At 61.4% G+C, this 13508-nt stretch carries 11 protein-coding genes; 7 read left to right on the plus strand and 4 right to left on the minus strand.

The window, feature by feature from the left end:
* Positions 1 to 2: 2 nt before the first annotated feature.
* A complete protein-coding gene (locus HX875_RS10810) occupies positions 3 to 404 on the minus strand; it encodes a lysozyme inhibitor LprI family protein (protein ID WP_010167522.1) in 402 nt (133 codons plus the stop codon).
* A gap of 219 nt (positions 405 to 623) precedes the next feature.
* Here HX875_RS10810 and HX875_RS10815 point away from each other — a divergent pair, with 219 nt between their 5' ends.
* From HX875_RS10815 to etfB, 6 genes are all read left to right on the plus strand, one after another.
* Complete coding sequence (locus HX875_RS10815; RefSeq protein ID WP_005792153.1) at positions 624 to 1601, plus strand: dipeptidase; 978 nt, start codon at positions 624 to 626, stop codon at positions 1599 to 1601.
* A gap of 70 nt (positions 1602 to 1671) precedes the next feature.
* Positions 1672 to 2202, plus strand: coding sequence for a DUF5943 domain-containing protein (locus HX875_RS10820; protein WP_177043181.1), 531 nt, complete (start codon positions 1672 to 1674; stop codon positions 2200 to 2202).
* Positions 2203 to 2217: 15 nt separating this feature from the next.
* Positions 2218 to 4278 carry a dimethylglycine demethylation protein DgcA gene (dgcA, locus tag HX875_RS10825; protein WP_177043182.1) on the plus strand — a complete coding sequence of 687 codons (2061 nt, stop codon included), beginning with the start codon at positions 2218 to 2220 and terminating at the stop codon, positions 4276 to 4278.
* Between the two features lie 184 nt (positions 4279 to 4462).
* Positions 4463 to 6406: a dimethylglycine demethylation protein DgcB gene (dgcB, locus tag HX875_RS10830; protein ID WP_177043183.1), complete on the plus strand. Its 1944-nt coding sequence runs from the start codon at positions 4463 to 4465 to the stop codon at positions 6404 to 6406.
* Positions 6403 to 7623, plus strand: a complete 1221-nt coding sequence (gene etfA, locus HX875_RS10835; RefSeq protein WP_177043184.1) for an electron transfer flavoprotein subunit alpha — start codon at positions 6403 to 6405, stop codon at positions 7621 to 7623. The genes dgcB and etfA overlap by 4 nt, the downstream gene beginning before the upstream one ends.
* Positions 7624 to 7633: 10 nt before the next feature.
* Positions 7634 to 8404 carry an electron transfer flavoprotein subunit beta gene (gene etfB / locus HX875_RS10840; RefSeq protein WP_177043185.1) on the plus strand — a complete coding sequence of 257 codons (771 nt, stop codon included), beginning with the start codon at positions 7634 to 7636 and terminating at the stop codon, positions 8402 to 8404.
* Between the two features lie 865 nt (positions 8405 to 9269).
* On the opposite strand, the gene gbcA is transcribed toward etfB, so the two are convergent.
* Positions 9270 to 10565: a glycine-betaine demethylase subunit GbcA gene (gene gbcA / locus HX875_RS10845; protein WP_177043186.1), complete on the minus strand. Its 1296-nt coding sequence runs from the start codon at positions 10563 to 10565 to the stop codon at positions 9270 to 9272.
* A gap of 283 nt (positions 10566 to 10848) precedes the next feature.
* Between gbcA and gbcB the strand changes: the two genes are divergently transcribed.
* Positions 10849 to 11949, plus strand: a complete 1101-nt coding sequence (gene gbcB / locus HX875_RS10850; protein WP_010167504.1) for a glycine-betaine demethylase subunit GbcB — start codon at positions 10849 to 10851, stop codon at positions 11947 to 11949.
* Positions 11950 to 12000: 51 nt separating this feature from the next.
* Here gbcB and HX875_RS10855 read toward each other — a convergent pair whose 3' ends face one another.
* Positions 12001 to 12201, minus strand: coding sequence for a hypothetical protein (locus HX875_RS10855; RefSeq protein WP_177043187.1), 201 nt, complete (start codon positions 12199 to 12201; stop codon positions 12001 to 12003).
* 181 nt (positions 12202 to 12382) lie between these two features.
* Complete coding sequence (locus tag HX875_RS10860; protein ID WP_177043188.1) at positions 12383 to 13423, minus strand: threonine aldolase family protein; 1041 nt, start codon at positions 13421 to 13423, stop codon at positions 12383 to 12385.
* Positions 13424 to 13508: the final 85 nt, after the last annotated feature.

A 13508-nucleotide genomic window follows, 5' to 3' on the forward strand; every position in this document is an offset into this window, starting at 1 on the left:
GCTTATTCCTGCCCAATCGACTCCAAAAACTCCGACCGCTCATCACTCATCCGCGCCAAACAATCATTCTGCTGGATCGCGTACTCCTTGCTGCCCGCCACCGCCGGGAAGGTGTCCACGGCGCAATCCGCATCCCGTAACTTTTCCCACTTCTGCTGGGCATCCTTCAGACGAGCGGTAATGTCTGCCAGCTGCGTCTTGTTGCTGCCATAGGTCGAACCCATGCGTTCCAGCAGCCCCTGGTAGTTATCCTTGAGCAGTTGCTCGGCGGTGGTTTTGTTGTAGGTGGCGCATTCCAGGGTTTGTTTGTCGTTCTCGATGCCATCGCAGGGCGTGTTGTCAGTGTCTTCCGCCGCGTGTACGCCGGTTGCGATGAGTGCCAAAGCCAGGAAAATCGATTTCATTGCGCCGTCTCATATCAGTTGATCAGCAAATTCTGGCTCAAGCGTAAGACAAAGAACAGACACCCGTCAGAGATGTCATGTTGGCCTTTGTCGCGGATTGACGCTTTCGGCAATTCCCTTGTCGTTTTTGCACCCGGCTCCTTCTGCCCCGGGGCATATGCTGGCCCCAAAGCGCCGGCAGACGATTCGGCGCATGAATCGCCAATAAGGGGACGCCTGATGAGCCCAGCCGAATTGCACGCCGACAGCATCGTTATCGACGGGCTGATCATTGCCAAGTGGAACCGCGACCTGTTCGAAGACATGCGCAAGGGTGGCCTCACTGCCGCCAACTGCACTGTGTCGGTATGGGAAGGGTTCCAGGCCACCATTAACAACATCGTGGCCAGCCAGACCCTGATCCGCGAGAACAGCGACCTGGTGATCCCGGTGAAAACCACCGCCGATATCCGTCGCGCCAAGGAACAGGGCAAGACCGGCATCATCTTCGGCTTCCAGAACGCCCACGCGTTTGAAGACCAGCTCGGCTACGTCGAGATCTTCAAGCAGCTCGGGGTGGGCGTGGTGCAGATGTGCTACAACACCCAGAACCTGGTGGGCACCGGCTGCTACGAGCGCGACGGCGGCCTGTCGGGTTTCGGTCGCGAGATCGTCGCCGAGATGAACCGCGTCGGCATCATGTGCGACCTGTCCCACGTCGGCTCCAAAACCTCTGAGGAAGTCATCCTCGAATCGAAAAAGCCGGTGTGCTACTCGCACTGCCTGCCGTCGGGCCTCAAAGAGCACCCGCGCAACAAGTCCGATGAAGAGCTGAAGTTCATCGCCGACCACGGCGGCTTTGTGGGCGTGACCATGTTCGCGCCGTTCCTCGCCAAGGGCATCGATTCGACCATCGACGACTACGCCGAAGCCATCGAATACACCATGAACATCGTGGGCGAAGACGCCATCGGCATCGGCACCGACTTCACCCAGGGCCATGGCCAGGATTTCTTCGAAATGCTGACCCACGACAAGGGCTACGCCCGCCGCCTGACCAGCTTCGGCAAGATCATCAACCCGCTGGGCATCCGCACCGTGGGCGAGTTCCCCAACCTCACCGAGACCCTGCTCAAGCGCGGCCATCCTGAGCGTGTGGTGCGCAAGATCATGGGCGAGAACTGGGTCAACGTCCTGAAGGACGTCTGGGGCGAATAAGCCACCGTACTTTTTCCCCCGACCGTCCGCGTCGGGGGCATTACCAAGCATTTTCCGGAGTTAAGTTTCCATGGCCAAGATCGCCCCTCAATTGCCTATCGAAGTCGACAGCGAAACCGGTGTCTGGACCTCCGACGCCCTGCCGATGCTGTACGTGCCGCGCCATTTCTTCGTCAACAACCACATGGGTATCGAAGAAGTCCTGGGAGCCGACGCCTACGCCGAAATCCTCTACAAGGCCGGCTATAAATCCGCCTGGCACTGGTGTGAAAAAGAAGCTGAATGCCACGGCCTGGAAGGCGTCGCAGTGTTCGAGCACTACATGAAGCGCCTGTCGCAGCGCGGCTGGGGCCTGTTCAAGATCCAGGACATCGACCTCGACAAAGGCACCGCCAGCGTCAAGCTCGAACACTCGGCATTCGTCTACGTGTACGGCAAGGTCGGGCGCAAGGTCGACTACATGTTCACCGGCTGGTTTGCCGGCGCGATGGACCAGATCCTCGAAGCCCGCGGCAGCAAGGTCCGCACCGTTGCGCAGCAAGTCTACGGCGGCTCCGAAGAGGGCCACGACGACGGCCTGTTCACCGTCAAGCCGTTGTAAGTCGAGGAACCTGCCATGGCTTTCGAAGCAATGTTTGCGCCGATCCAGATCGGCAAACTGACCATCCGCAACCGCGTGCTCAGTACCGCCCACGCCGAGGTGTATGCCACCGACGGCGGGATGACCACCGACCGCTATGTGAAGTACTACGAAGAGAAAGCCAAGGGCGGCATCGGCCTGGCGATCTGTGGCGGTTCCTCGGTGGTCGCCATCGACAGCCCCCAGGAATGGTGGAGCTCGGTGAACCTGTCCACCGACCGCATCATCCCGCACTTCCAGAACCTGGCCGACGCCATGCACAAGCATGGCGCCAAGATCATGATTCAGATTACCCACATGGGCCGTCGCTCGCGTTGGGATGGCTTTAACTGGCCGACCCTGATGTCGCCGTCCGGCGTGCGTGAGCCGGTGCACCGTGCCACCTGCAAGACCATCGAGCCGGAAGAGATCTGGCGTGTGATCGGCAACTACGCCAGCGCCGCCAAGCGCGCCAAGGCGGGTGGCCTGGACGGTGTGGAACTGTCTGCCGTGCACCAGCACATGATCGACCAGTTCTGGAGCCCGCGGGTCAACAAGCGGACCGACGAGTGGGGTGGCACCTTCGAAGGCCGCATGAAGTTCGGCCTGGAAGTGTTGAAAGCGGTGCGCGCCGAAGTCGGTGACGACTTCTGCGTGGGCATGCGCCTGTGCGGCGACGAGTTCCATCCGGACGGCCTGTCCCACGAGGACATGAAGCAGATCGCCAAGTACTACGACGACACCGGCATGCTCGATTTCATCGGCGTCGTCGGCTCGGGCTGCGACACCCATAACACCCTGGCCAACGTTATCCCCAACATGAGTTATCCACCGGAGCCGTTCCTGCACCTGGCGGCCGGTATCAAAGAAGTGGTCAAGGTTCCGGTGCTGCACGCGCAGAACATCAAGGACCCGAACCAGGCCACGCGCATCCTCGAAGGCGGCTATGTGGACATGGTCGGCATGACCCGTGCGCACATCGCCGACCCGCACCTGATCGCCAAGATCAAGATGGGCCAGATCGACCAGATCAAGCAGTGTGTCGGCGCCAACTATTGCATCGATCGCCAGTACCAGGGCCTGGATGTGCTGTGCATCCAGAACGCCGCGACCTCCCGTGAATACATGGGCGTGCCGCATATCATCGAGAAGTCCACCGGGCCGAAACGCAAGGTGGTGGTGGTCGGTGCCGGCCCTGCGGGGATGGAAGCCGCGCGCGTTGCCGCCGAACGTGGCCACGACGTGACCCTGTTGGAGAAAAAAGAGTTTATCGGCGGGCAAATCACCACCGCCTCCAAAGCCCCGCAACGCGACCAGATCGCCGGGATCACGCGCTGGTTCCAGCTGGAGCTGGCGCGCTTGAAAGTCGACCTGCGCCTGGGCGTGGCCGCTGATGCCGAGACCATCCTGGACCTGCGTCCGGACGTGGTGGTGCTGGCGGTGGGCGGGCATCCGAACGTGGAGCAGAACGAACACTGGGGCGCGGCCGAAGGGCTGATCGTCAGTAGCTGGGACGTGCTCGACGGCAAAGTCGCGCCGGGCAAGAACGTGCTGGTGTACGACACCATCTGCGAGTTCACCGGCATGTCGGTGGCGGATTTCCTTGCGGACAAAGGCAGCCAGGTCGAGATCGTCACCGACGACATCAAGCCGGGCGTGGCCATCGGCGGTACGTCGTTCCCGACCTACTACCGCAGCATGTACCCCAAGGAAGTGATCATGACCGGCGACATGATGCTGGAAAAGGTCTACCGCGAGGGCGACAAGCTGGTGGCGGTGCTGGAGAACGAATACACCGGCGCCAAAGAGGAGCGGGTGGTGGACCAGGTGGTGGTCGAAAACGGCGTGCGTCCGGACGAAGCCATCTACTACGGGCTCAAGGAGGGTTCGCGCAACAAGGGCCAGATCGACGTTGAAGCCCTGTTCGCGATCAAGCCGCAGCCGTGCCTGAGCGAGCCGGGTGAAGGGTACTTGCTGTTCCGCATCGGTGACTGCGTGGCCCAGCGTAATACCCACGCCGCCATCTATGACGCCCTGCGCCTGTGCAAGGATTTCTGATCCGACACTGAACTCATGTGGAAATTGATCAATGTGGGAGCCGGCTTTTCTGTGGGAGCCGGGCTTGCCCGCGATGCAGGCGACTCGGTCTTCAGTGAAGCCGAGTTGATGCCATCGCAGGCAAGCCAGCTCCCACATTGATTCGGTTTCCATGCAGGACCAGTGTGGTCTGTGGAGCTTCACCATGTTGAACACCTTGCTTCCTGTTCTTTTGTTTGCCGCCCTGGGCCTCGCCGTCCTCGGCGCCCTGCGCCGGGTGAACATGTGGCGCCGTGGCCGTGCTTCCAAAGTCGACCTGCTTGGCGGCCTGTTGGCCATGCCCAAGCGCTACATGGTCGACCTGCACCACGTGGTCGCCCGCGACAAATACATCGCCAACACCCACGTCGCCACCGCCCTGGGCTTTGTGCTCTCGGCGCTGCTGGCGATCCTGGTGCACGGTTTCGGCCTGCATAACCGCATCCTCGGCTACGCCTTGCTGCTGGCCTCGGTGCTGATGTTTGTCGGCGCCACCTTCGTCTACCTGCGCCGGCGCAACCCACCTGCGCGCCTGTCGAAAGGGCCGTGGATGCGCCTGCCGAAAAGCCTGATGGCGTTCTCGGTAAGCTTCTTCCTGGTGACCTTGCCGGTGGCCGGGATCCTGCCTGCCGACTTCGGCGGCTGGCTGCTCGCCGCGCTGCTGAGCCTGGGCGTGTTGTGGGGCGTGTCGGAAATGTTCTTCGGCATGACCTGGGGCGGCCCGATGAAACACGCCTTCGCCGGTGCCTTGCACCTGGCCTGGCACCGCCGCGCCGAGCGCTTCGGCGGTGGCCGTTCCACCGGTTTGAAACCGCTGGATCTGGCCGATAAAACCGCGCCCCTGGGCGTGGAAAAACCGCTGGATTTCACCTGGAACCAGCTGCTTGGCTTCGACGCCTGCGTGCAGTGCGGCAAGTGCGAAGCTGCTTGCCCGGCGTTCGCCGCCGGCCAGCCGCTGAACCCGAAAAAACTCATCCAGGACATGGTGGTCGGCCTGGCCGGTGGCACCGACGCCAAGTTCGCTGGCAGCCCTTATCCGGGCAAAGCCATCGGCGAACACGGTGGCAATCCGCATCAGCCGATCGTCAACGGTCTGGTGGATGCTGAAACCCTGTGGTCGTGCACCACCTGCCGCGCCTGCGTGGAAGAGTGCCCGATGATGATCGAGCACGTGGACGCCATCGTCGACATGCGCCGCCACCTCACCCTGGAAAAAGGCGCCACCCCGAACAAGGGCGCCGAAGTCCTGGAAAACCTGATCGCCACCGACAACCCGGGCGGTTTCGCGCCGGGCGGGCGGATGAACTGGGCGGCGGACTTGAACCTGCCGTTGCTCAGCGACCGGAAAACCGTCGACGTATTGTTCTGGGTCGGCGACGGCGCGTTCGACATGCGCAACCAGCGCACCCTGCGCTCGTTCGTCAAAGTGCTAAAAGCCGCCAAGGTCGACTTCGCGGTACTGGGCCTTGAAGAGCGCGACAGCGGCGACGTGGCCCGGCGTCTTGGCGATGAAGCCACCTTCCAGCTGCTGGCCGCGCGCAATATCCAGACCCTGGCCAAATACAGCTTCAAGCGCATCGTCACCTGCGACCCCCACAGTTTCCACGTGCTGAAAAACGAATACGGCGCCTTCGACGGCAACTACCTCGTGCAGCACCACAGCACTTACATGGCCGAGCTGATCGACGCCGGCGCCTTGAACCTGGGCCAGCACAAAGGCAACAGTGTGACCTATCACGACCCGTGCTACCTGGGCCGCTACAACGGCGAGTACGAGGCACCGCGCCAAGTGCTGCGGGCGCTGGGAATCGAGGTCAAGGAAATGCAGCGCTCCGGCTTCCGCTCCCGCTGCTGCGGTGGCGGTGGCGGCGCGCCGATTACCGATATTCCCGGCAAGCAGCGGATTCCCGACATGCGCATGGAAGACATCCGCGAGACCGGCGCCGAGCTGGTGGCCGTAGGTTGTCCACAGTGCACGGCGATGCTTGAGGGCGTTGTAGAACCGCGCCCACTGATCAAGGACATCGCCGAGCTGGTGGCCGATGCGTTGCTTGAAGACGCCGCCCCGGCCAAGACCCCGAAACGCGAACCTGCGCAGGTGCATATATGAGCGACATTATCCGCCGCGACCCACGGGCTGAATGGATCGCGCGTAACCGCCTGCACCCGCTGCACGCGGCGATGCAGCCGGTGCAACACAGCTGGATGGGGCCTAACGGCGTCATCCGCAAGAACGTGCACGGTGTCGGTTTTATCGGCCCCAACGGCATCAAGCGTATCGACCGCAGCGGCGCCCAGCAGGGCGGCGCGGCCAAGCGTTCGGCGGCGGTGGAAGTGCAGTTGCCGTTGCATCAGGTGGCAGCCCCGGCGTTCTACATCAACGTGGTGCCGGACATGGTCGGCGGCCGCCTGAGCAGCCACGACCGCGACCTGCTGGGCCTGGCCCGGCAACTGGCCGGCGACGACGGGGCGGTACTGGCCGTGGTGTTCGGCGAGCACAAGGAAAACGCCTTTGCCACCGCCGGTGTCGACCGGCTGCTGGTGCTGGACGGTCATGAGTTCGACGGTTATTCACCGGAGCAACGGGTCCATGGCCTGCGGGCTGTGGATAACCAGTTCAACCCGCGCCACTGGTTGCTGCCCGACAGCCGCAACGGCGGTGGTGAGTTGGGCCGGCGCTTTGCCGCCAGCCTCAAGGAACGCCCGGCCACGCGGGTCTGGCAGATCAAGGGCCAGGAATGTATTGGCCGCGCCGGTGCCGGCCAGGAAGACCTGGCCAGGCCTTTGCCTCGGATGATCCTGGCAGCGGCGGAATGCGCCGATCCTGTCAGCGAGACCCGTCACGAAGTGCTGCCGGTAGAGTTATCCACAAGCCTGGCTCGCAGCTTGCCGCGTATCGAAGATTTGGGCGCGGTGGCCGTCGACCCGGCGGCGATTCCCATGGCCGAAGCGGAGTTTATTTTCTCCGGCGGCAACGGGGTCAAGGACTGGGCGCTGTTCCACCAGACCGCCGCCGCGCTGGGCGCCACCGAAGGCGCCTCGCGGGTGGCGGTGGACGACGGCTTCATGGCCCGTGACCGCCAGGTGGGCGCCAGCGGTACCTGGGTCACCGCCCGGGTTTACGTGGCGGTGGGGATTTCCGGGGCGATCCAGCACCTGCAAGGCATTGGTGCCTGCGACAAGGTGGTGGCGATCAACCTCGACCCGGGCTGCGACATGATCAAGCGTGCCGACCTGTCGGTGATCGGCGAAAGCGCCGCGATACTGCAAGCCTTGATCGTTGCGGTCGAGGCCTACCGCAATGGCGCCAAGCGCGATGCGGCTTAAGGAAATGGCCATGACCACGAATGTAATCAGCCTGGTGTCCATCGGCGCCCACCCGACGTCCGGCCGCCCACGGCGCGCCGAGCAAGATGCCCGTGCGGTAGAACTGGGCCTGCAACTGGCTGGGGATAACCTGCAAGTGCTGCACGCCGGCGACATCGGCGAGCCGACGCTGCGCGCCTACCTGGGCATGGGGTTGGCGCAGATGCATGTACTTGAGCAACCGGCCGGGGCGGACGCCTTGCCGGTGCTCAGCGACTATCTGCGGGACGCGGGCGCCCAGGTGGTGCTCACCGGCAGCCAGGCGGAAACCGGTGAAGGCTCGGGCATGTTGCCGTTCCTGCTGGCCGAGCAATTGGGCTGGCCGCTGATTGTCGGCCTGGCCCAGGTGGAATCCATCGAGGGCGGCGTGGCTCATGTGCTGCAAGCGCTGCCTCGGGGCCAGCGGCGGCGCCTGAAGGTGCGCCTGCCGTTTCTGGCGACGGTGGATAACGCGGCGCCCAAGCCCCGGCAAAGCGCCTACGGCCCGGCTCAGCGCGGGGTGCTGGAGGCGCATGATGTTGAGGTGTTGGAGGATGAGTTATTCACAGGTGCTGTGTTGCAGCCAGCCAAGCCACGGCCCAAGCGCCTCAAGGTAATCAAGGCCAAGAGCGGTGCGGACAGGATGAAGGCGGCCACGGCCAAGGCCAGTGGTGGCGGTGGGCAGGTGCTCAAGGGTGTCAGCCCGCAAGACGGTGCCCAGGCCATCCTTAAATTGCTTATAGAAGAAGGTGTCGTTCGCTGACCCCTTGTAGGAGCGAGCTTGCTCGCGAAGAGCCTGAGACCTCCGCGTTAAACCTGACACGCTGCGTTATCGTTGACGTTTTTCGCGAGCAAGCTCGCTCCTACAGGAGATTTGTGGGTTTACCCACAATCCCTGTTAACCCACCTGTGGATAACCTGTTCGCCGCTGTCCACACCCCGCGCAAATCAAGCCCTGCAGCCCTCTTTACGAAAAACAACCAACCTAACTGCCGGTTTTTCCTTGGGTTTTTCTGTGGATAAGGAAAATTCCCGGCGCACACTTGCCCCCAAAGTCTGTTGGTGCTTCTGTGGATAAGATGTTCGCTATCCGCTGTATGCCTTATAAAACGTGGCCTGTAGTTGTTTGATCAAAATATGATCAATATCGTCTTTTTCGCTGGTTTTCCCTCTCAAACCCGCGATTTCACTCATTCACAGGCGGTTTTCCACAGATAGGCCAAAGTTGCCCCCAAAGTCTGTTGGCGCTTCTGTGGATAAGGTGTTTGCGTTCCTCTGTAGCCCATACAGAACGTGGCTTTCAGGCTTCAGATCAAAAAATGATCAATGCGGGATAAAACCCGGACGTTTGAATAAGTCACGGATTTTCTTGATTTTATTTCGATAGGAAAGCGCAGTTGCCCACAATTGCTGTGGGTGCCTTTGTGGATAAGTTGTTGGGCAATGGCTGGAGGGCAGGGCGGCACTGGTCTGTCAGGGTGTTGGATGAATTATGTACAGCCACAAACTATTGTGGGAGCCGGGCTTGCCCGCGATGACGGAGTAACAGCCAACAGAAGGGTTGAACGTTAAATCGCTATCGCGGGCAAGCCCGGCTCCCACATTTTGATCAGCCGCGTGTCAGCGGGTTACTCATGTACGGCCACGCCTTTCAGATACGGCGCCGGCGCCGCCCCCAGATTGCTCAGCATCCGCTCGCTGTACCAGTCCACAAAGTTCACCACGCCAAACTCATAGGTCTTGGAGTACGGCCCCGGCTGGTAGGCGGTGGAGTTGATGCCGCGCTGGTTCTCTTCGGCCAGGCGACGGTCCTGGTCGTTGGTGGCGTCCCACACTTTGCGCATGCGCTCCACGTCGTAGTCGATACCTTCCACGGCGTCCTTGTGCACGATCCACTTGGTGGTGACCATGGTTTCCTGGGCGCTGATCGGCCACACGGTGAACACGATGATGTGGTCGCCCATGCAGTGGTTCCACGAGTGCGGCAGGTGCAGGATGCGCATCGAGCCCAGGTCCGGGTTCTTGATGCGACCCATCAGCTTGTTGCAGCCCTGCTTGCCGTCGAGGGTCATCGACACGGTGCCCTTGAGCAGCGGCATGCGCACGATGCGGTTACGCAGGCCGAAGCTGGCGTGGGCGTAAGGGATCTTCTCGGCGTCCCAGGCAGCGGCAGAGGCGGCCACATGGTCCTTGAAGGCCTGGTCGGCCCGTGGGTCGGTGACGTCGTCCCATTCCAGCAGGGTTTTCAACAGCTCCGGGTGCGACGCGTTGCAGTGGTAGCACTCGCGGTTGTTTTCCAGCACCAGCTTCCAGTTGGCTTTTTCGAACAAGGTGGTCTGGATCGCCACCTTGGTGTTTTCCATGTCGTAGGGTTCCATGTAGTGGCTCAGCGTCGACAGGAAGTCGTCGATGGCCGGCGGAGTCGAAGACAGGCTGATGAAGATATAGCCACCGGCGGTCTTCACGTTTACAGGCTTGAGGCCGTACTGCTTCATGTCGAAGTCGGCGCCCATCTCGGTGCCGGCGAACAGCAGGCGGCCGTCCAGCTCATACGTCCACTGGTGGTAATGGCACACCAGCTTGGCAACCTTGCCCTTGTCGCTGGTGCACAAGCGCGAACCGCGATGGCGGCACACGTTATGGAACGCATGCACCACGCCGTCGGCGCCGCGGATCACGATGATCGGGTTTTTGCCCACCTGCAGGGTGATGTAGTTGCCTTTGGCTGGGATCTCGCAGGTCATGCCGGCGATCAACCACTCTTTCTGGAAAATTTCCTGCATGTCGATATCGAACAGCCGCTCATCAGAGTAAAACGGCTGCGGCAGCGAAAAGGTGCGCTCGCGCTCTTGCAGCATTTGCGCGGTGGCCTTGCGTGCGGGTTCCAGCGGATCGCCCAAGCTTAAGGTTGCGGTGACGTCCATCGTGTGTGTCCTCATGGCCATTCTGTGTGGCCGGCGAATAGTGGCTACGGTTGGTGCTGTGCAAGGCGTAAAGAAAGCGTCTTTATGTGAAGCGAGTGTGGGGCCGGCGCAGGCCGGAACCTTATCCATGAGCGACATGGCCCACTCTGTTCCCGACGCGCAACCCCCGTGGTATGGGGGCTGGTCGCGATAAGTATGTGAATGTCGCAGATAGGTAAATGGGTGGTTCGCGCGTTACGCAGAATCGCCACCATAAGGCCGACCTTCGGCGGTGGAGAACAGCATGTCCAACAGCTTCCTGAATCCGGTAACTACCCAGACCTGGGCCAATGGTCGGCACATCGTCCGTTGCGTCAAAGTCATCCAGGAAACCTGGGACGTGCGCACCTTCTGCTTTATGGCCGACCAGCCGATCCTGTTCTTTTTCAAGCCGGGGCAGTTTGTCACCCTGGAGCTGGAGATCGAAGGCCAGCCGATCATGCGTTCCTACACCATTTCCAGCTCGCCCTCGGTGCCTTACAGCTTTTCGGTGACCATCAAGCGCGTGCCCGGCGGCCGGGTGTCCAACTGGTTGCATGACACCTTGCACGAAGGCCAGGAACTGGCGGTGCACGGGCCGGTGGGCCTGTTCAACGCCATCGACTTCCCGAGCCCGAAAGTGCTGTACCTCAGTGGCGGTGTGGGGATTACCCCGGTGATGTCCATGGCACGCTGGTTCTACGACACCAACGCCAACGTCGACATGACGTTTATCCACAGCGCCCGCTCGCCGAAAGACATCATCTACCACCGCGAGCTGGAGCACATGGCGTCGCGGATCGATAACTTCAGCCTGCACCTGATCTGCGAGAAGCATGGACTTGGCGAGCCGTGGGCCGGTTATCGCGGCTACTTGAACCACAAGATGCTCGAACTGATGGTGCCGGACTTCCTGGAGCGCGAAGTCTTCTGCTGCGGCCCTACGCCGTACATGAACGCGGTGAAACGCCTGTTGGAAGCCTCCGGTTTCGACATGGCGCGGTACCACGAAGAGTCCTTCGGTGCCACACCACCGGAAGCCCGTGCCGACGCGGTAGAGCAAGCCGAACAAGCGGCGGATGCACCGGAAATCGACCTGGCGGACTTGCATCAGGTGGAGTTCATTGCCTCTGGCAAGAGCATCCGCGTTGCGCCGGGTGAAACTGTGCATGCAGCGGCCGCCAAACTGGGCCTGCTGATTCCGAAAGCCTGCGGCATGGGGATTTGCGGTACGTGCAAGGTGATGAAGCTGGGCGGGGAGGTCGAGATGGACCACAACGGCGGGATCACCGAGGAAGACGAAGCCGAGGGGTACATCCTGTCGTGCTGCAGCGTGCCGAAGGGCGATGTGCGTATCGAGTTCTAACCCTGCGCTTTGATCGCTCCCACGCAGAGCGTGGGAGCGATCGGTTAGAGGTTATTGGGCGTAGATGTGGACGACAAAGTGCTGGCCTGAAGCTGTCAATTCATAGACTTTGTCGGTGATTTTCAGGGTTCTGAAGGGTTCCCTGATGGTGTCACCGACTTTTGCCGACTTCCTGAATTCATCCCAGTCGATAACCGTGGTGCTGACAGTGCCTTCGCCTTGCAGGTTGATGCCGTAGCTTTGAATTTCCATGGTATTGCCCTCTGCTGGATTTCCGTTTCCGGCCGATTGTTCGGCAGGCGGTTGATCCCGAAAGGCGGCCTTTCCTTCCGGGTTCCAAGAGGCTAGTCAATGAAATTACGGTTTGCTGCTGTCAGAAATATCAAAAAACAGTCTCGGCAATCCGCCAGTATCCATTGGCTTGATTCCTACTTTAGGCGCTCATCACTTCCCGAATATCGGCGGCCAGTTCTCTTACGCGCTCTTCCTCGGTATCCCACGCACACATGAAGCGCGCGCCGCCTTTGCCGATGAAGGTGTAGAAGCGCCAGCCCTTGCCCGTCAACGCCGCAATCGCCGGTTCCGAGAGTTGCAGGAACACGCCGTTGGCCTGCACCGGGAACATCAATTCCACGCCGGGAATGTCGGCCACCAGGCTGCTGAGCAATTGCGCGCAGTGGTTGGCGTGGCGGGCGTGTTTGAGCCAGGCGTCGTTTTCCAGCAGGCCCACCCACGGGGCCGAGAGGAAGCGCATCTTTGATGCAAGCTGCCCGGCCTGTTTGCAGCGGTAGTCGAAGTCTTCGGCCAGCTTGTGGTTGAAGAACAGGATCGCTTCACCCACGGCCATGCCGTTCTTGGTGCCGCCAAAGCACAGCACGTCGACCCCGGCTTTCCAGGTCAGGTCGGCAGGCGAGCAGCCGAGGAAGGCGCAGGCGTTGGAGAAGCGTGCGCCGTCCATGTGCAGGTTCAGCCCCAGTTCCTTGCAGGTGACGCTGATGGCGCGGATTTCTTCCGGGGTGTACACGCTGCCGACTTCGGTGGCCTGGGTCAGGGTCACGACGCGGGGCTTTGGATAGTGAATGTCCTGACGCTTGAGGGCGATCTCGCGGATCGACTCCGGGGTCAGCTTGCCGTTTTCAGTGCGGGCGGTGAGCAGCTTGGAGCCGTTGGAGAAAAACTCCGGCGCGCCGCATTCGTCGGTTTCGACGTGGGCGGTTTCCGAGCAAATCACGCTATGGTAGCTCTGGCACAGTGAAGACAGGGCCAGGGAGTTGGCGGCGGTGCCGTTGAACGCGAAGAACACTTCGCAGTCGGTTTCGAACAGTTTGCGGAAACCGTCGGCGGCGCGGTGGGTCCATTCATCATCGCCGTAGGCGCGTTGATGGCCCTGGTTGGCGAGTTCCATGGCGGCCCAGGCTTCCGGGCAGATACCGGAATAGTTGTCGCTGGCGAATTGTTGGCTCTTGTCAGTCATGGCCCAGTCCTGTGGTCGATGTTGGTGCGCACTTTACCCAAGATTGTCGGGCGGGCGCACGCACTGTTAATGCAAAGTCAGTGGG

Source organism: Pseudomonas yamanorum (assembly GCF_013386765.1).
Classification (GTDB): Bacteria; Pseudomonadota; Gammaproteobacteria; order Pseudomonadales; family Pseudomonadaceae; genus Aquipseudomonas; species Aquipseudomonas yamanorum_A.